General features: G+C 56.5%; 15 protein-coding genes. 13 read left to right on the top strand and 2 right to left on the bottom strand.

All coding sequences use genetic code 11. The features are described 5' to 3' along the window. Positions 1-38 precede the first annotated feature (38 nt). The 8 genes from KYK14_RS09850 to KYK14_RS09815 all read left to right on the top strand — a co-directional run bounded on the left by KYK14_RS09850 (position 39) and on the right by KYK14_RS09815 (position 11,379). Positions 39-2,042, top strand: coding sequence for a primase C-terminal domain-containing protein (locus tag KYK14_RS09850; protein WP_219158691.1), 2,004 nt, complete (start codon positions 39-41; stop codon positions 2,040-2,042). 90 nt (positions 2,043-2,132) lie between these two features. Beyond that, the gene (locus tag KYK14_RS09845; protein ID WP_219158690.1) at positions 2,133-2,993 is read left to right on the top strand and encodes a hypothetical protein; all 861 of its coding nucleotides are present in this window, start codon (positions 2,133-2,135) and stop codon (positions 2,991-2,993) included. Positions 2,994-3,014: 21 nt separating this feature from the next. Next, the gene (locus KYK14_RS09840) at positions 3,015-3,881 is read left to right on the top strand and encodes a hypothetical protein (RefSeq protein WP_219158689.1); all 867 of its coding nucleotides are present in this window, start codon (positions 3,015-3,017) and stop codon (positions 3,879-3,881) included. 30 nt (positions 3,882-3,911) lie between these two features. Then, positions 3,912-4,550 (top strand): hypothetical protein, encoded by a 639-nt coding sequence (locus tag KYK14_RS09835; RefSeq protein ID WP_219158688.1) that lies wholly within the window; start codon positions 3,912-3,914, stop codon positions 4,548-4,550. Positions 4,551-4,644: 94 nt separating this feature from the next. Beyond that, the gene (locus KYK14_RS09830; protein WP_219158687.1) at positions 4,645-5,091 is read left to right on the top strand and encodes a hypothetical protein; all 447 of its coding nucleotides are present in this window, start codon (positions 4,645-4,647) and stop codon (positions 5,089-5,091) included. Positions 5,092-5,103: 12 nt separating this feature from the next. Further along, on the top strand, positions 5,104-5,859 hold the full coding sequence (locus KYK14_RS09825; protein WP_219158686.1) for a hypothetical protein: 756 nt from the start codon (positions 5,104-5,106) through the stop codon (positions 5,857-5,859). A gap of 489 nt (positions 5,860-6,348) precedes the next feature. Beyond that, complete coding sequence (locus tag KYK14_RS09820) at positions 6,349-6,789, top strand: terminase small subunit-like protein (protein WP_219158685.1); 441 nt, start codon at positions 6,349-6,351, stop codon at positions 6,787-6,789. 120 nt (positions 6,790-6,909) lie between these two features. After that, positions 6,910-11,379, top strand: coding sequence for a phage tail tape measure protein (locus tag KYK14_RS09815; RefSeq protein ID WP_219158684.1), 4,470 nt, complete (start codon positions 6,910-6,912; stop codon positions 11,377-11,379). A gap of 148 nt (positions 11,380-11,527) precedes the next feature. On the opposite strand, the gene KYK14_RS09810 is transcribed toward KYK14_RS09815, so the two are convergent. Further along, the gene (locus tag KYK14_RS09810; protein WP_219158683.1) at positions 11,528-11,926 is read right to left on the bottom strand and encodes a hypothetical protein; all 399 of its coding nucleotides are present in this window, start codon (positions 11,924-11,926) and stop codon (positions 11,528-11,530) included. 512 nt (positions 11,927-12,438) lie between these two features. Between KYK14_RS09810 and KYK14_RS09805 the strand changes: the two genes are divergently transcribed. The 4 genes from KYK14_RS09805 to KYK14_RS09800 all read left to right on the top strand — a co-directional run bounded on the left by KYK14_RS09805 (position 12,439) and on the right by KYK14_RS09800 (position 14,664). Further along, entirely contained in the window at positions 12,439-12,690 is a 252-nt protein-coding gene (locus KYK14_RS09805; protein ID WP_219158682.1) for a hypothetical protein, read from the top strand. 734 nt (positions 12,691-13,424) lie between these two features. Next, on the top strand, positions 13,425-13,553 hold the full coding sequence (locus KYK14_RS22330) for a hypothetical protein (protein WP_281421327.1): 129 nt from the start codon (positions 13,425-13,427) through the stop codon (positions 13,551-13,553). A 449-nt stretch (positions 13,554-14,002) separates the two neighbouring features. Beyond that, a complete protein-coding gene (locus KYK14_RS22325) occupies positions 14,003-14,128 on the top strand; it encodes a hypothetical protein (protein WP_281421326.1) in 126 nt (41 codons plus the stop codon). A gap of 113 nt (positions 14,129-14,241) precedes the next feature. Further along, positions 14,242-14,664 (top strand): hypothetical protein, encoded by a 423-nt coding sequence (locus tag KYK14_RS09800; protein ID WP_219158681.1) that lies wholly within the window; start codon positions 14,242-14,244, stop codon positions 14,662-14,664. A 647-nt stretch (positions 14,665-15,311) separates the two neighbouring features. On the opposite strand, the gene KYK14_RS09795 is transcribed toward KYK14_RS09800, so the two are convergent. Then, the gene (locus tag KYK14_RS09795; RefSeq protein ID WP_425514674.1) at positions 15,312-16,097 is read right to left on the bottom strand and encodes a recombinase family protein; all 786 of its coding nucleotides are present in this window, start codon (positions 16,095-16,097) and stop codon (positions 15,312-15,314) included. Between the two features lie 171 nt (positions 16,098-16,268). Here KYK14_RS09795 and KYK14_RS09790 point away from each other — a divergent pair. Further along, the coding region (locus tag KYK14_RS09790; RefSeq protein WP_219158680.1) for a PAS domain-containing protein at positions 16,269-17,524 on the top strand (1,256 nt) is incomplete at its 3' end.

Genomic DNA, 17,524 nt, shown 5'->3' with positions numbered 1-17,524 from the left:
CTGGCCTTGTCTCTTCTTTCACCTCTACCCCTACTGTCTTGAACTACGAAATTGTGCGCGGCAGCCTCACCAACCGGGGGACTGTCAAGCCCCGCGCCGAGATTGCCCTGACCCCCACCAGTGAGGAATTCTACCTCTCCCTGTTCGGGTTCGACAACTCGATCTACGAGCACCTGCAACTCAACCATACGGTCTCGGGCTTTGCCGGGAGTTACTTCTGTGAGTTCCTGTACTTCGATCTGGACCGCAATGGCGACTTGTGGGGCGTGCTGGAGTCCGCCCGTGACTTGCTCCGGCGTTTGCACCAGCGGTTTCAACTCTCACCCAAGCAAGTTTATCTCTCTTTTTCGGGCAGCAAAGGGGTTCACATCGGCTTTCACCAGAGCCTGTTCGGTGGGTTTGCTCCTTCTCCCCAACTGCCCCAACAAATCCAGGTCTTGGCGGCCCGTTTGCTCGCCGAGTGCCACGACCTGACGCTGGATGAAATGCAGGCCCGGCACGTCGAGGCGAAAAAAGCGGGTGGCAACTTCGCCGACGCCGACCTGGGTATTTACAACCCCAACCGCCTGTTCCGAGTGATCAACTCCCTGAACAAGAAAAGCGGCCGCTACAAGGTGGGCCTCACCAGCGAAGAGCTCTTCAACCTGCCCCTCACAGAAATCGAGGCGTTGGCCGCACAGCCCCGCACCGACTACAAGCCCGAAACCAAGCTCACGGCTCAGGTGGCCATCCCTGAACTCGCGGCCCTGTGGGAGTACGCCCGCACCTTCGACGTAGCGGCGTTCACCAAGAGCACCACCGGCAAGGGTAGTACGATCGACCGGGACTTCTTCGCTCCTCCCCAGACGGGCAACCGCAACAACGAGTTATTCAAGCAGGCCTGTCACCTCTTCGACCATTCCGACCTGTACGAAACCCACGTGCTGCAACTCGTGAGCCTGATCAACGACGCCAGTGGGGTACCCCTGCCCAACGACGAGGTGAGAACGTTGGTTAAATCCGCTTTCAAGCGCACCCAGCAGGGTAAGGCCCAAGCAAAAGCTTCGGTACTGGGCACCCAGCCCGCGGCCACCGACAAGGTGGAAATCTGGAGTGATTGGACCGAGGAGTGGCTGGAGTACTACACGCAGGCTCCCTCCCCCATGACGTGTCTACTCCCGGAAATCGACGAAGACCAGGAGCACAACCTGAAAGGCAAGCTGGCGGTGTTCATCGGTTCGGGCGGTACGCGCAAGAGTTATTTCCTGCAGAATGTGATTACCCATAACGTGCTCGGCTACGGGCAACGGGTACTGTACTCGTCGATGGAAATGGGCAAGCCGGAGACGGTGAACCGCTTCCTGGACATGTACTTCGAGCCCGAGGAGGGACTGGCGGCCAGCAAACGCTTGCAGCGCTACGCCCGTGAGAATAAGGATGATACCCGGGAGATGCTCCGACTGGGCTCGCAGACGATCAACGATCAACTGATCCTCACTAGCGTCGGCGGCAAGACCACCCAGGACTACGAGCGCGACATCCAGAATACCATCCGCCTGTACGGCTCGCTGGACATCCTCGCCATCGATGGACTGTCCGTGATGGGTGGGAAAGCCAAGGACGAGACCGAGCGCTTCAACCTGATCACGCTGGAATTGAAAGAGCTAGCCAAGCGCTACAACCTATTCATCATGCTGATCTGCCACACCACCAAAGCCTGTGCCGCCCACACCCGCGACGCAAGACCCTTCGTGCGGGGCTCAGAAAAGATCCTCGACAACTCCGACTTCTCCATCAGCTTCGCCAACATCATCGACGCGGTGCGCTCTACGCCGGAAAACATCCAGTACGCCAGTCATCTGGCCCACATCAAGTACTACAACAAACGGGGCTCGGGCAAGATGCTCAACCAGCTCCTACAGTTCGACGGACTGCGCAAGTCTTTCTCGGCCTCCCCTGCTCCCTTACTGGAATACCCCGACTACGACACGTTCGTGCGCGAACACAACCGGCAGGCCCGCAAGGCCGAAGCTCAGGGGAAAGCCAACAACGACGCTTACTAACCCCTGAAGTAGTCCACACCTGTGGACTACTTCCCCACAAGGCTGCATCAAGACGGTGCACCCCCTCTCCCACTTCTTTTAATCTACCCTATGCGCTACCATATCCTTCAGCGTTTCGACGCCGACGATAACCTCGCCCTGCTGCTGAACGCCTACATGAAGCCCTTGTTCCTATACGAACAAACCGTGCTGCCCCGCGAGAGCATGCATGAATTCCGGCAGCTACTCAACTCCGCCGCCGGTCTGTCGCCTACCGAAGAAGCCGAGCAGCGGTTGCAGTGGGCTCCTCCCCGCCTCTACCAGCTGTGCGTGCTGGACAACTCCCTCACCGACCTCCATAAACACATCCACTGGGCCCTGGACGCCTTGACCAAGTTCTTTGCCGAGTACGAGGGTGATCTAAAGCGCTACGCCATCGAGACCCGCCTGAAAGTCCTCGACGAGTTCGGCAGCAACGACGAATCGGACTGGGAAGAAACCGGCACCCTGGACGAGGAAGGAGAACCCGAATGGAAAGTCACCTACAAAGACGACGAGCAGAGTCTAGAGCGCTACAGCCTGCACCGTGACCTGGCCCAGCACTTCGCCGCCCCCGACACGATGGGCGAGCGCATTGGTACGAGCAAGGCCGGGGACTTTGCCTACTTCTCCGATGTTGTCGCTCGCGCCACTTCGTTCAACCCGCTCAAAATGCTACGCGACTTCACGGGCAAAGAATTACCCCTCTACCACCCCAATGACGAAGGGCAGATGATCCCTGAATCACTGGGCGAGGAGGTAGAACGAGAACTCAGCGAAGACCTACGCAACGAGTCCATTGTCCAGTACTTCCACCTGGTGCTAGACGAGGCGCAGAAAACCGCCACCCACTACCACACCTGTAAAACGAGCGACGACTTCCGCGAGCTCCTCACCCAATTGGAGCAGCTGCGCGACGTGTGCTTTTTCTAACCTTCTACCTTTTCGACTACCATGTTCTACGATATCCTGCGTCCCATAAAAGCCGACGACCCGCTGGCCCAGCTCTTCAACCGCTATCAACAAGGCCTGTCGACCATCGAAATTGTCTTCACGCCCCGTGAAACCATGCGGGAGTGCCGGGAGGCGTTCGAAACTGACAAACGCAAGCCCACCTCCAAACACTCCATGGCCCGGCAAGCCAAGGTCTTCTACGAGCTCACCGTGCTGGGCAATGCCCTGCGGGGTATCCACCGTAGCGTCGTGGGAGCAGTCGCCCTGCTGGAAGACTTTTTCACCACCTACCAGGGTGACTTACAACGCTACGCCATTGAGAACCGCCTGGCCAGCCTGGAAAAATACGGCAGTGACGAGGACGACGATTGGCAGGAAACCGGTGAACTCGACGAGGAAGGTAATCCGCAGTGGCAGGCCGTCTACAAGGACGATCCGGCGAGTTTGACCTACTACACCCTGCACCACGAACTGGGCGCTTTCTTCCACGGCCACGAGACCCGGGGGGAGTACATCGGTACCAGTGGTCCGGAAGATTTTGCCGCCTATACCCAGGCCGTGGCCACGCAAACCGACGTGAGCCTGCGCAAGATGCTGGGCCGCTCCCCAGGCAATACGGAACTCACCGTGTACCAGCAAGGAGAAAATGGGGAGATGCAACCGCTCTCCTTGGCTGATCAGATCGAAGACGAACTCAACGAAGACATCGAGAATGCTCGCCTAGCCGACACCTTCACCAGCATCCTTACGCTGGGCGTTGGCGCGGCCCAACTCTACGAGCGCTTGCCCTCAGATACTGCCGCTGAGTACCGCGCCCTACTGGGCCTACTGCGCCTGATGCTGGACGTTGTGCGCCCCAACACCTAACGAACTCTATCATCCCTTAAGACGACTTCCATGAGCAAGATTCAGCATTTTGAAACCGTGAACACGCACTTGCACGTGCGCATGCACTACTTCCTCACCCGTTTGCTGCGCGCCGAGCAGTACGAGTTTACGCCTGAAACCTTTGACCACTACACGAAGACCGTCGGCCAGGCCACCATCCTACAAGCCGAGATCGAAGACCACTGCGACAGCCTAGCGCACATCGAAGCCGCCTGCCAGCACGGTCTGATTGGCACCATCCCGGAGGGCTATGAGGAAGATGGCTACGAGTTTACCGAAGACCCGGAAACGCCGGAGCTCCCCTACGACCCCTACACCGACATGCTGGGCTACCTGCACGGGGGAGGTAATATCAGCTGCCTGACCCTGAGCCCGGCCTTGCTGCGCTTTATCGAACTCCTACCCGACGTGGCCGCCGAGCGGGCCGAACGAAGCGTTAGCGGACAAGACGGTACGTTTCTCTGCCACGACGAGGAAGGCGGCCTACGTCCCATGACCCAGCGGGAGCTACGCCGGCAGGGCAACCGGGCCGTGCTGGAAGCCGCCGAGGAAGCGCTGTTTGCCGAAACCTACGCAGGCGACTTGCAACAGATCAAGACCCTGGCCGAACAACGGGGCGACTTACAGCAAATCTTGGACTTGCTCTAGCATACCGGTGCTTCGAAGCTTTGCCAAAGAGCAGTATTCCCCCTTCGACTTGGCACCTAGCCATTTACTCAAAGCAACTTAACGACTGTACGCTATGCCACACTTCACGCAAGAACTCTCCCGCCTACTGAAAAAGGACTCTACTCCTTTCGAGTCCGACCACTATCCCAAACGCATCGCGATGCTACAAGAACTGTATGCCAAGGCGTGCACCGACTACAAGGCTCTCTTCCATGCCTTTGCGGAAGGGCCGTTTGAAATTACGATCTGTAGTGAATCAAAAACGATCACACAGGTAGTTGATCCGTCTGTTGGCCGGGAGGTAGCGATGGCCCTCAATAATGCCCTCCATAGCCGCTTGCGGCAGCTGGCAGCGGATATCGTAGACACGCACAAAGAGTTTGTCGCAGAAGGTGGCGAGAACACGCAGAGCGTACGTTTCCAGCAGTTGCTGTTAACACCATTAGCGGAGCTTGCTGCTACTGCGGACGGTGAGAAAGAGAAGCCGACCCGGAAGAAGCAAGCACCTCAAGCAAGCTAACACAGCATTCTTATGTACACGCTTCGCCATAACAGTGGATACACTCTCGGCCTTTACAACGGCATTTGGGAGTTACCCATCAAGCATCTGGTTGTCTTTCGTAACTACTGGGAACGCACCGCTGTAGAGTTCATTCCCCGCACGCTACCGCCTCCGACCCCCATCGAGACTGCTACTGCGGAAAGCAAGCAGCGTCGTGCGTTGGTTGAGCTCAAACTACAACTTCCAGGAGACGTGCAGCACGCGGAACTGGTGCGCCCAGAGATAGTTTCCCCAAGTGAATTAGCTTTCACCACCCTGGTACAAACCCTGGATGATATGCGCCTGCTTTTGTTAGACGAGGCTGATCGGTATGATTTCCTGTCGCTCCTACGGACGACAGGAATACCACCGCACGTACTCCAGGCGGAAACTGCCAGTAGCAGTGAGCGCCTGATAAACGAGTTGGCTACGGCCTTCCCAAACGTGTGTCAGCAGATGGCAACGGATGTTCAGATCTACCAACAAAGGCAGCGGCGCATGCTGGCTGAATGCGCTCGGCACTTAACTGGAGAAACGCTGCCAGTGCAAAGCCCTCAGCAGCTACATGAAGCGCTGGTGGATTTACTTACTCCCGCCCCATGGGGAGCTGAATTTGCCGAAGCGGCGCAGGAGCTACGAGAACAGGTACTACAGCAACTATGTGATCGGCTACAGGGCGTTGGGGTACAGAAGCCAGCAGAACTACCCGTGTATGCATTCGTCACCCAATGCTTGGTAACGCTCTAAGCTTCCGAATGTGAGGTTTTGTGAGGTCGGTAAGGGCAAAATGTATGGTCTTGACAGGTTTGCCTTCCTCATTATACTGAGATTGAGGTACCCGCAAGCTCATCCACTCAGCTCACCACTCTCCCGAACGTTCCGCGCGCACATGCACGCGTGAGTGCTGACATAGCTGCCCAGAATCCGAGAGGAAGGCAACATCTACGCGCAACAATGTTAGCTTTTGTCATCATTTCTTCCAGAAAGCACCGCTTTCTAACGGTGTCCACGTTGTGCGCCGCCTCTCAAGCACGCTCCCTTTTTAACTGTGTCCGAAGTGTCTCATTATAGCTGAGGTAGCCACGCCTTTTCAACAATGTGTTTCGGATCGGATGTTAGCATTTGTTAGCATTCGATCGGTTGGAAGCACCGCTTTTTTAATGGTGTCCAAAGTGTCCAATGAGGTGGAGACAGCCATCTGCTTTCAGTAGCTTACGCCGACTCAAATGTTAACATTTGTCAACATCTGCCCTGCTTTTTTTGCCGTTTGACAGCCACTGCTCCACTGAATGCTTCCAGTTTCAAAAACCAACTTGTATGGATAACCAACCGCCAAAACGTGTTTTTTATACCCCTGAATTAGGTGCGGCTATTTGCAATCATCTGATAGAAGGCAAATCGCTACGGCAAATAGAGAAAATGCCCGGGATGCCAGCTGCCAGAAGTGTATTTCGCTGGCTGGAGCAGGATGAATCGTTTCGAATGCGATACCGGATAGCACATGAGATACGGGAGCATATGCTGGTGGACGAAATCAAAGAACTGGCAGACGGTGAGCGGATTCCTTGGCCAACTGAGCATAGCATTCAGAAAGCGTGGATAAAGAGAGTAAAGCTGATGATTAACGTCCGACTGTGGCTGCATGAAAAGCAAACTCCGAAGAAGTACATTCTCTAATGCACTTCTGCTACCAGCTAATACTAATTACTACATTGACTAATAATTATTTATGCCTCTTAATTAAAGTAATGATTTAAGTAAATTGTATCTTTATGCTACTAAACAGTGTGTTAGCATATGTCGGAACTAGACCTCTCCAAGTATATTACCGGCCAGCAGGGCGTTACGGAAGCGGCCAAGTCCGTGCGCAATCTGAAAGCCGCCGTTACTCTGCTGAGCAAAAGCCTGGAAGAGGATGGGCGACGCATCGAAGCGGGTCTGGGCAAGATCATGGCCACTGTCCGCACGATCGGCAACACCACCAGCGGGCTGAACCTGACGAGTGAGCCAGAGAAGAAGCAGCTCTACGACCTCTTGCAGCAGGTGGAAGCGCTCCGGGCCGCCAAAGCTGGCCTGCGCGAGCAGGAACGCGGGAATGTCGCGGCCCAGAAAGCCCTGGCTGATACCACCAGCGTCTACACCAAAGAGCTCAGAGAGCAGCGGGCGGCCCTCAAGCAAGCCTACGATACCGGCAACTTCGAGGGGCTGCGCAAAGCGGCGCTCAGCATTCAGGCCCTCAAACAGGATAGTGACCAGTTAGCCAAAGCCACCCGCGGGGTCGCTTCCGAGTTCACCAACGCCAAGGGTAGTTACAACGCTACTTCCGCTGAACTGGCCTCCCTGCGCGCCGAACTACGGGCGTTGGGTGGGGGACTCGACAGTGCTGGGAAGGGCTTCGATCAGACCAACCCGCGGGTCGTCGAGCTCAACACCCGTATCAGCCAACTCGATACCCAACTTAAAGCGGCCGATAAAGCGCTGGGCCAGTCCTACCGGTCTGTCGGGGCGTACGCGGAGGGGATCCTGGAGGCCGTCGCTGCGTTGGAGAAAGAGCAACGATCGCTACTAGGGGCGTCAGCGGCCTTGCGTACCCAAGCACAGGCAACCGGGCTGTCAGCTGAGCAACAGCAGCAATTGCAGAAGGAGATCAAGCAAACCGATAAGGCCCTAGACGATGTGAACGGCCAGCTCCGCACTTACGGCGTTGGACTGCAACAGAGCAATGGCTTTGTCGACCAAGCCGGTAAAAAGCTAAAAGATTACGTCTTAACCCTTAGTGCGGCTTACTTCTCCTTGCAAGCCATTGCGCGGGCCGTGCAGCAGGTCTTTGAGGGGAATGTGGAATTCAGCGATCAGCTCGCCGACGTACGCAAGACCACGGGGCTGACGGCGGATGAGGCCGACCGGCTGGTTGATTCACTAAAAGCGCTGAGCACGCGCACTAGCCTACAGGGGCTACTGGACATTGCCAAAGTAGGCGGACAGTTGGGTATTGCCAAGCAAGATATCGCGGACTTTACCTCCGCCGTGGATATTGCGGTACAAGCGCTGGGCGATGATTTCAGCGGAGGCGCCGAACAGATCGCCACGGAACTAGGTAAGATTGCCAACGTCTTCAAGAAAGACCTGGGGCCGGATATTTCCACCAACCTCCTCGCGATTGGGTCGGCCGTCAACGAGATTGGGGCACAAGGCGCGGCTACGGCCCCTTTCCTGACGGATGTGGCCTTGCGCGTGGGACAAACCTCCGCCGCGTACGGCGTTGGCCTGAAGAACGTGCTGGCCTACGCGGCCGTGCTGGAGGAGTCGGGGAGTTCAGCGGAACGGGCGGGCACTTCGTTAAACCGCTTGTTCTCGACCATTGCCGGTAAGACGGAGGCTTCCTTCAAGATTGCGCAACTGGGCGACTCCACGTTGACGCTCAAAGAGTTCACCCGGCTGGTCAACACCGATTTCAACGCCGCCATCCAGCTGTTTTTGAAAGGGTTGAACGCCGGGGGTACTTCCACCACGAAAGTAAACGCGCTACTGGGCACGCTGAAGCTGCAAAGTGGAGAAGCCAAGAACACCATTCTAGCCCTGGCACAAAACACGCAGCTCTTTGCCGAGCGCCAAGCCACGGCCAGCGAGCAGCTGCAGAAGGGTACTTCCGTGGCAGCGGAAGCCGCTATCAAGAACGATAACTTGGCCGGCTCGTGGAATCGGCTCAAGAATAGCATCACCAACTTAGTGACCGATGGTAGCATCGGCCAGTTCTTTAAAGGACTGATTGACGGTGTTAATACAACCATTGCCGCATTGCAGGGCGACAAGCTACAGCAGAGCAAGCTACGCGCTATTCAATTGTCGGGGGATCAGGTTGCCGCCAACCTGCGGGTTGCGAACTCGGCGCGCGAACTGGAACGGGAGTATGAACGCCTCACGGGTCAGCACCAACTATTGCAGAGTAAGGGGCAGCAGCCTACCTTGGAGCAAAAACAGGAATTACAACGTATTACGCTGCGGCTGCGCGATGCACTGGGCGAGAATATTGGGAAGCTCAATCAGGAAACCGGCGCGTTTGAACTCAATGCGGATGCCGTGCGCGACGCCATCAAGCAGCGGCTGCTGTTGGCAAACCAGAATGCCTCCACGTTGGCGTTACAACTAGATCAGGCCAACCGGGACGCCAAGGGGCAGAAAGCACTGAATGCGGACCTGAGCACCACGTTGGAATTACGCAAGCAGAACCTAGCGGCCGTGGGCCTCACTGTCGCACGCGCCCAGCAGCTCAGCGCGTTGCAGATTGAGGCGCAGGCGAAGGGGCAAACCGTGCGGGGCTACGACTTTAAAGCCATTGATGCCTATGACGAAGCGCAGCGCAAGCTGACGCTGGGTACGCGGGCGTTGAGTGCGATTGAGGAGCGCCGTGCCTTGATTCTGCAAAAACTAGAGGCAGCTGGGTTCAACGCAGCCGATGCCGCCCGCTTGTTGGGAGATCAACAAGTCAAAAACAGCAAGGAGGCAGACAAAAACGCGGGCGATAGCATCAACAAGGACAAAGAAAAGGCAAAGTCCGTGGCTGATGTAACGAAGGCTGAATACGATCTCGCCAAGCAACGCCTGGAAACACGCATTGCGGACTTGGACCGACAAGCAGAGAATCCGGCCAATACGGAAGCCCTGCGCACCGAAGCGCTCCGCAAAGCGGCCCAGGCCCGGCTGGAGTTGGCCAAGTTGGAACAGGTGGAAGGCGTGCGCCTGGCCGTGCAGGCTAACAAAGACAAGCTCAACGGGGAAGCTGCTGCCGGTACGGAGCGCATCCGGCTGGCTGAGAAGTACGCGCAGCAGGTCAAAAGTATTGGAAGTAAACTCAGTAAGGATGAAATTGCGCTGCGTAACGCTACCCTGGATGCCTTCGCCGAGATCGACAAGCTGCTGATTAACCAGGAAATAGAGGCTCTGGACCGCATCATCCAGAACGAGAACGCGGGCTACCAGGTGCGGCAACAAGCGGCCTATGACGCGATGGCCCGCCGGCTGGAACTTGTGGAGCTCGAATCGGAAACCAAGCGTCGGGCCGCGAAAGGCGACTTGTTTGCTCTCAAGCGCATCAACGAAGAAGAACAAGCGGCCCTGGCCCAGACTTTGAAAGGGGCCAAACCCTTCGACGCGCAGAAGTACACCGACGAGGTGGCGGCGGGTTACGCCCGCACCTCCCTTACCTTGGAGACGCTGCGCGGCAAGCGGCTGGTATCAGAGAAACACTATCAGCAGCAAGTACGCGACCTAGCGAACCAACAGGAGCAGGAAGCCATTGCAGCGTTGGAGCGGGAATTCGGGGAGACCCGGGACGTACTGGAGCGCAAACAGCAGCTGCGCCAGCGCTACAACGAGCAGGAGTTGGAGCAGGCCCGGGAGCAGAGCGAAAAGCGACAGGCCATTACGGAACTAGTGGCTCAGCAGATCGACTCGATCAGCAGTGCGTATTTCCAGATTCAGGCCAATCGCACGCAGGCCGAACTGGCTAACACCGAGGCCGCCAAGCAGCGGGAGGTGGACGCGGCCGGCGACAACGCGGAGCTCCGGTTGAAGATTGAGCAGGACTATGACGAGCGGGTCAAGAAGTTGCGACGGGAGGCCGCAGCGCAGGAACGCAGACAGGCGCTCTTTTCCATTGCGTTGAACACGGCGGCGGGCGTGGCATCCGTGCTCAGCACGGGCGGGGGCACGCGGTACGCCGACTTTGGCATTTCCGCCGGTATTCTGAGCGCGTTGGTCGTTGCCCAGGGCATTGCGCAGGCCGCGGTAGTGTTGTCCCAACCGCTGCCCCAATACTTCAAAGGCCGCCGTGGTGGCCCCGCAGAATATGCTGAGGTAGCCGAACGCGGTCCAGAATTGATTGAATCGCCGGGTAAGGGGATGCGATTAGCTTCGAAGCGCGGCATTACGTACCTGCACCAGAATGACGTTGTACACACGGCTGAACGGACGCGCGAAATTCTGCGCGCTACGACGGTGCAATATCAACTACCCGAGGTGATTAATCACTCCTTTGCCCGTGGCGCGGCAGCCATGCAGCAAGCTGCTGCGCCAGTCGTCAATTTGGATAAGCTGACGACTACCATTGAACAAGGCAATCAACAGATGATTAAGGCCATTAAGAAAATGCCCGGCTTCAACGTCAACATCTCAGATGATGGGATTGTCGAGAAGATCGTAGCAAGGGGTGCGAATACCACGCATGTGTTAAACACTCGTCTACGATTGTTAGGTCGTACATCCTAATCGGATAGCGTCCGGCTATATATAGCTGGTAACCTTTTTTGCCTGTTTTCGTCTTAGCAGAATACCACGACCTTTCTTTCTTGCAACAATTCCCGAACGCCTCCACTTCCCCGTGGGGGCGTTTGCCTTATTAGGCGACTGCTTCTCGTTACGGCTGCGTACAGGTAAGCAAGTACGCGTGCGCTTCTTCCAAGCTTGTGAACGCGTCGGAGCGATGGTGCTTGCGCGCTTCCTGTTGGAGTTCGTAGATGGCTAAACGTGTCAACGCATTATCTGCCAGCACATAGGCCGTGCACAGGCGCTCGGGCCGCGGGATGTGGCCCCCGTACCATTCTTCCATCAGGAGGATCTTCTCCGGGGTGGACAGCGGTTCCATGGTCCGCATATCCGCTAAGATGCACTGCCAGTTGCGCCGCAGCAGCAAGTTGCCCAGGTGGGTGAGCAGGGCCCGCAGTTCGGCAGGCTCCCGCTTGACGGCATGGTAGCGGATCAGCGCGTAACCGGCTGCGTCCTCGGTGATGCGTCCCACTGCATTCTCGAAGTACACGGGTTGAATAGACGTCGGCATACGAACAGAATCAGGCCTCAAAACTAACAGAAAAGACCGGCCAAGATGAGCGTTGTAGTGGCTTTGCCAGGATCGCCCTAGTCATACGGTTAAGGCCCTTTATGCTATAGCATCTTTTCTGGTCGTGCTTGTCTACCGTTGGTGTACGTTACTATTTCAACCCTTCAACCCTGGAAGCGGAAGTTAGCATGTCATCTTTCGAACAAACGCAGATCCGGTCCCTATTTGAGCTCGCCTTTGCCCAGGCCTGCCGCGCAGGATGGCGGGCTGATCTAGAGCGGAGAAGTGATGAGCAGTGGGTAGTCTGCGCTACGTATTTAGGGCACGAACTCATGCTGTTCACTTCAACTGATCACAGCACCTTAGACACATGGCAGGACGTAAAGCAGTGGTTCGATACGTGCGCCGCCATCCTGTGCGCACGGGTGACATAGGCCATGACATGCGGTTTGTAAAAGGCCACTCAGTACTGCGTATCTTGTCTTGCTTCTATGGCTATTCCATCCCGCGCTACCTTCGACCAGTACTCCTTGCATCGCCGTCTGGGCATGGTGATGGGACACGGCACATACTTGCTGCAACGCGTTGACAACGCGCACGTTATTAACCTCTACTACCTGGGCAGCTTCTTTGTGGAGGTGTACTATGATCCGGAAGTCAACCACTTATATGACTGCCGCACCTTTGTGGGCAAAGAAGAGTTAGAGCAGTACGCAGTGTGTATCGACTTACCAGCCTTATAAGAACAAACGCCTCCGCTCTTTTGAGGGGGCGTTTGCGTTGTCTTCCGGTTGCCAGCCAACCCATTCTCCTCTACCAGCAAAGAGAAAACACGATAGCTTCGTCGGCTAGCTATCTGCTTACGGTCACCAGCTTGCGTGCAATTTGAACGGGAAGTATTCGTGGCTGCAAACCGCCGGTTTGTAGCTACAAAGACATGGCTTGCTGCCCCCTATCCAAAGTAGGATCAAGCCCTGCCTAACAGGAGTTGATCAGGGCGGAAAAAGACAAGTAGACGACTGTGCAGTGAAAGATCAAAGCCAGATGTAATAGCTGCCAGTATAGTTGATTATTCAACTATCAGAACATAAGAACATCAAGGTATCAGAACATCAATTTAACTATATGACTATACAGTTGTATAACTACACAGTTATATAATTACATAGTTGCGCAGTTGCCTAACTACGCAATTACACAGTTGCGCAATTGTACAACTGTGCAACTACGTGGTTAGGTATGAAAGGGAACACTTGCTTGTACGGTGTTTGTACAGCAGGCTCTAGCGACGTGGGTGGGTAGTGGCAGCGTGGCCGGCAGTAGGCTCACCAGCTGAGCGCAACGAATAAGCTGCTCAAAAAAACACTACTGTATACCAGGGTAACAACCTGCTTCTTCGACTATAGAGACGTACACGCCCCACTCTATTGCAACACAAACGCCTGACCACTTGGCCGGGCGTTTGCTATTCTAGGGCATGGCCCGCTACAACCCCTCCAGCTACGAAGACCCCAACGAACCTACGCTGTGGCAGAAAACACTATTCGTGCTAGCGTTATGCGGGCTGGTGCGGCTGCTGTTGTGGTTCTTTGGGTTGGCTGGGTAGCCAAAATGCCCAGCAATAAAGCGCCCCGGCCGGTTGGTCGGGCCGTTTTGTTTATAACATTAAGTGTTTGCTGAGCTTGCCTTTTACTCGTTTGCTATACTATTTTTAGGATACATGGCAATTCCTAGAGTGCGTTCGAACCTACAATACCTGTTTTACATTGCCTTCTACGGCGCCAGACAAGTAGGCTGGTGGGTGGATTTTGATCAACAACGGGGCAGTCATATTGTGATTGTTGCAACTTATCCTGGACAAGACACGCAGGTGTTTGACTCCAATGCGGCAAGCTCGGTCGAGTTTTTTCGCGGCATGTCTAGCTGGTTTCAGGAGTGTAATGCTATTCTCTGCAACCAAGTATCTCGCCTAGGGATATCCACCTAATAAGCTGATAGCATACTGGCTATTCCGTCACGCGCTTTGAGGAAGAGGACACGGTGAACCTCTACCACATGGGCAGCTTCTTTGCCGAGGTGTACTATGATCCGGATGCCAACCACCTGTACCACTGCCGCACGTTTGTCCGAACAGAGGAGATGGAGGAGTATGCCGTGTACATTGACTTGCCGGAATTGTAAACGGAGAAACTCCTGAGCAGTCGATTTTTCGCTGATCAATGCCAAGCTCTGCAACCTTCTACTCTACTCGGGTATCCTGCTGTTACGTCTTCTACCCACTTAGTGCGCTTTCTATGAAATCACTTCTTACGCTACTTGCTTTCAGTTCTCTATTGCTACAGAGTTGCACACAGGATGACAACTCGACCGAGGAAGAGGTAACGCCTACGATCAGCATTCGTGGTCAGATCGTCTATGGTGCAGGCGATTGCATGCCGGCCATAGACGAAGCAGGGCGCAAGTACAACATGTATACGGGAGAGGTGTACTTCATCCGCAAGCAAGCCCTGGATCAATTAGGCAACGGTAGCTTCGAGCAACTCAAACAAGCGAGCTTACATTACCCTGTCAAAGCGGGCAAATTCCGCGCTGCGCCACCAGCCGACACCTACGTAGTAGTACTGGCCGAGCAAGTCGCGAATCAGCATGTCGTGACCGTTACCGCCACGCAGCCAGTAGTACAAGACTTCAAATTCTGGAAGTGCCTTTCTTATTGAGGTAGTCAGTAACCACCTAATACCAGCCCCGATCAGCTAGTATTGTAGTATTGTTGCTAGCAGAGAACTCCGTGTTACAAACTTGTTTGAGAAACGGGAGCGGAGCCGTTACCAGCAACTCTGCGAAAGGCTGCGCAAAGGGAATCCCCTATGGATTATCTAGCTAGTTGTGCGAACTGCCAGCAACTCGTTGCTTTACGTGCGTGCGGTAGTCGCTTGCACACGTAACCAAGCAATGGCAGCCGCTTCCTCGGGGAAGTACCGGTAGGTTAGTTGCAGACCTTGGACTTGTGAGCGGATGGTGTCCATGGCCAGGCGGGCAAATACATCATGGGCCTGCACCACCGCGCCGTAGCGGTAGCCACCTTCTATAATCGCCTGGGGGAGCAGTGCTCTAAGAGCCAGCGTTGTTCCTCCAGCGAAAAGGCGCGCATGGAACGTTGATCCACGAGCAGCCGGCCGTGGCCCTGCCGGGTAAGTAAATGTTTAGTGTGTTGTAGTAACCCGTGCCACGTGCCGGGCGCTCGCTGCCCCGCTGTATAGGTTAGCCGCACGAAGCCGCCATGGTCTTCTTCAACGCGACCTGCTGCATTTTCGAAATACAGCCGATTGGTGGGAGGAAACATACCAAAAAGTAAAAAGAAGAATCAACTAGGAACAAAAATAATAGACTGCAAAAGTTTCTCCCGCGCTATAGTAGGGAAAGAAGAGCTGAATAGGGAGTCAGCAGCCTTCACCCGTTTGAGCAAGCGCTGCACGGACATGGGGAAGAATGCCTTCCCCCGGCGAGTACGGTAGCCGGCTTCGTTGAGCTCCTGGGCAATCTGCTGCAAGGTATGCCCCTGCGCGGAGAGCAGCGAGGCCAGTCGCGCCGCCTGCCGGTTGGCTTGGTGCTGCTGCGCGTTCTGCGTGCGGATCGCCCGGCTATGCTCAATGACGGCCCTCGTGAGGTTGGCCGGTGTGCCGAGCACGGCGCCGCGGGCCTTCTTGGCCTGCAGCGCATCCTTCGTCCGTTTGCTGATGGTTTCGCGCTCGTGCTGGGCCAGGACGGCAAACAGGCCCACGGTCAACGTATTCGCGTCGGGCATGTCGCAGCACTGAAACTCCACCCCACTATCCCGCAGGGCGAAGATGAAGCCCGCGTTACGGGAGAGCCGGTCAAGCTTGGCGATGAGCAGCGTGGCCCCCACCCGGCGGGCCTCGGCGATGGCGGCGAGCAGCTGGGGACGTTGGTTCTTCTTACCGCTCTCGACTTCCACGTAGGCGGGCAGCAGATTCGCAGGATCGGTGACGAAGGCGTGCACGGCGGCCTGCTGGGCTTCCAGGCCTAGACCGGACTGGCCTTGCTTCAGGGTGGAGACTCTATAGTAGGGAACGTAACGGATAGTGGGTGCCGACATGCGAGCAGAGGCAGTAGGGAAGAAACGACCCACAAGATAGGCCTTATAACGTTTAGTAAACGTGCGTTCAATAAATGTTATACGCTCGGCTGCCACGCATTTTCATCCTTAGCTTTGGTTAAAAGTTTAGTACAAAAGTCGAACGAGCCTTCGCTACCTATCCTCGACCTTCGTATTGTTATCCCGACCCTACCGCTATCCTCGATGACCCTGCCTCCGCTCGACTTGCTGCCCGTCTTCAACGCCCAGCCCGGCGCCACGCTGCTGCTCTCCCCGGACTGGGTGATCCTAGGCGCCAGCGACGACTACTTGGCCGCCACTCTTACGGAGCGGACTACCATTGTCGGGCAGCACATCTTCGACGCCTTCCCCGACAACCCCGAAACGCCCGAGGCCAATGCCGTCGCGAACGTGCGCGCCTCGCTGGAAACGGTGCTGGCCACCAAGCAGCCGCACGCGATGGCCCCGCAGCACTACGACGTGCCCGACCGCACCCGGCCCGGCCGGTTCATCGAGCGCCACTGGCAGCCGCGCCATACGCCCGTGCTCAATGCTCAGGGGCAGGTGCAGTGCATCATTCAATCCGTACAAGACATTACCGCCCGCCGCCTGGCCGAGCGGCAGCTGCGCGAGAGCCAGGCCGCCGAGCAAGCGGCCCACGCCGTGGCCGTGCAGCAGCGCCACCGCTTCCGCGAGGTGCTCACGCAGATGCCCGCCTACATTGCCGTCTATCAGGGCCCGGACCACATCTACCAGTTTGTTAATCCCACCTATCAGAGCCTGTTTCCGCACCGCTCCTTTCTCGGTCGGCCATTTCGCGAGGGGACCCCGGAGGCCGTCGAGCTGGGGATCGTGGCCTTGTTTGACCAGGTGTACCGGACCGGCGAGCCGGTCTACCTGCGCGAAATGGAAGGCTGGTTCGACTTTCACGGCAACGGGCAGCTGGTGCAGGTCTTTCTCAACATCTCCCTGCACCCGTTGCGCGATGTGGGGGGCCACATTGATGGCGTGATGGACTTTACGTACGACGTGAGCGAGCAGGTGCGCGCCCGCCAGCAGGTCGAGCAGCTCAACCAGCAGCTCGAAGCGGCCCGCGACGAGGCCGAAGCCGAGCGCCAGCGCCTGACTCAGGTGCTGATGCGCATGCCGGCCAACATTGCCCTGCTGCGCGGCCCCGAGCATATCTACGACCTGGTGAACGCCGAATATGAGCGGCTGTTTCCGGCCCGTACTACCCTAGGCCGCACCATCCGCGAGGTCATTCCTGATATTGAAGGCCAAGGCTTTTACGAGCTGTTTGACCGGGTATACGAGACGGGCGAGCCCTTCTACGAGGCCGAAACCGAAGCCTGGGCCGACTTTGCCGGCACCGGCGAGCCCCAGCGCCGCTACTACCGCACTACCTTCGAGCCCATCCGCGACGCGCAGGGGCAGGTGACGGAGGTGCTCAACTTTGCCGT

Origin of the sequence: Hymenobacter profundi (assembly GCF_019334315.1) — a bacterium.
Lineage (GTDB): Bacteria > Bacteroidota > Bacteroidia > Cytophagales > Hymenobacteraceae > Hymenobacter > Hymenobacter profundi.
The sequence above is the reverse complement of the archived record's forward strand: the minus strand, read 5'-3'. Positions and strand labels throughout refer to the sequence as shown.

What these genes read in the sequence shown, in the direction of transcription:
- KYK14_RS09845 (WP_219158690.1), top strand. Translation starts at nt 2,133, where the DNA reads ATGCGCTACCATATCCTTCAGCGTTTCGACGCCGACGATAACCTCGCC.
- KYK14_RS09840 (WP_219158689.1), top strand. Translation starts at nt 3,015, where the DNA reads ATGTTCTACGATATCCTGCGTCCCATAAAAGCCGACGACCCGCTGGCC.
- KYK14_RS09835 (WP_219158688.1), top strand. Translation starts at nt 3,912, where the DNA reads ATGAGCAAGATTCAGCATTTTGAAACCGTGAACACGCACTTGCACGTG.
- KYK14_RS09830 (WP_219158687.1), top strand. Translation starts at nt 4,645, where the DNA reads ATGCCACACTTCACGCAAGAACTCTCCCGCCTACTGAAAAAGGACTCT.
- KYK14_RS09825 (WP_219158686.1), top strand. Translation starts at nt 5,104, where the DNA reads ATGTACACGCTTCGCCATAACAGTGGATACACTCTCGGCCTTTACAAC.
- KYK14_RS09815 (WP_219158684.1), top strand. Translation starts at nt 6,910, where the DNA reads ATGTCGGAACTAGACCTCTCCAAGTATATTACCGGCCAGCAGGGCGTT.
- KYK14_RS09805 (WP_219158682.1), top strand. Translation starts at nt 12,439, where the DNA reads ATGGCTATTCCATCCCGCGCTACCTTCGACCAGTACTCCTTGCATCGC.
- KYK14_RS22330 (WP_281421327.1), top strand. Translation starts at nt 13,425, where the DNA reads ATGGCCCGCTACAACCCCTCCAGCTACGAAGACCCCAACGAACCTACG.
- KYK14_RS22325 (WP_281421326.1), top strand. Translation starts at nt 14,003, where the DNA reads ATGGGCAGCTTCTTTGCCGAGGTGTACTATGATCCGGATGCCAACCAC.
- KYK14_RS09800 (WP_219158681.1), top strand. Translation starts at nt 14,242, where the DNA reads ATGAAATCACTTCTTACGCTACTTGCTTTCAGTTCTCTATTGCTACAG.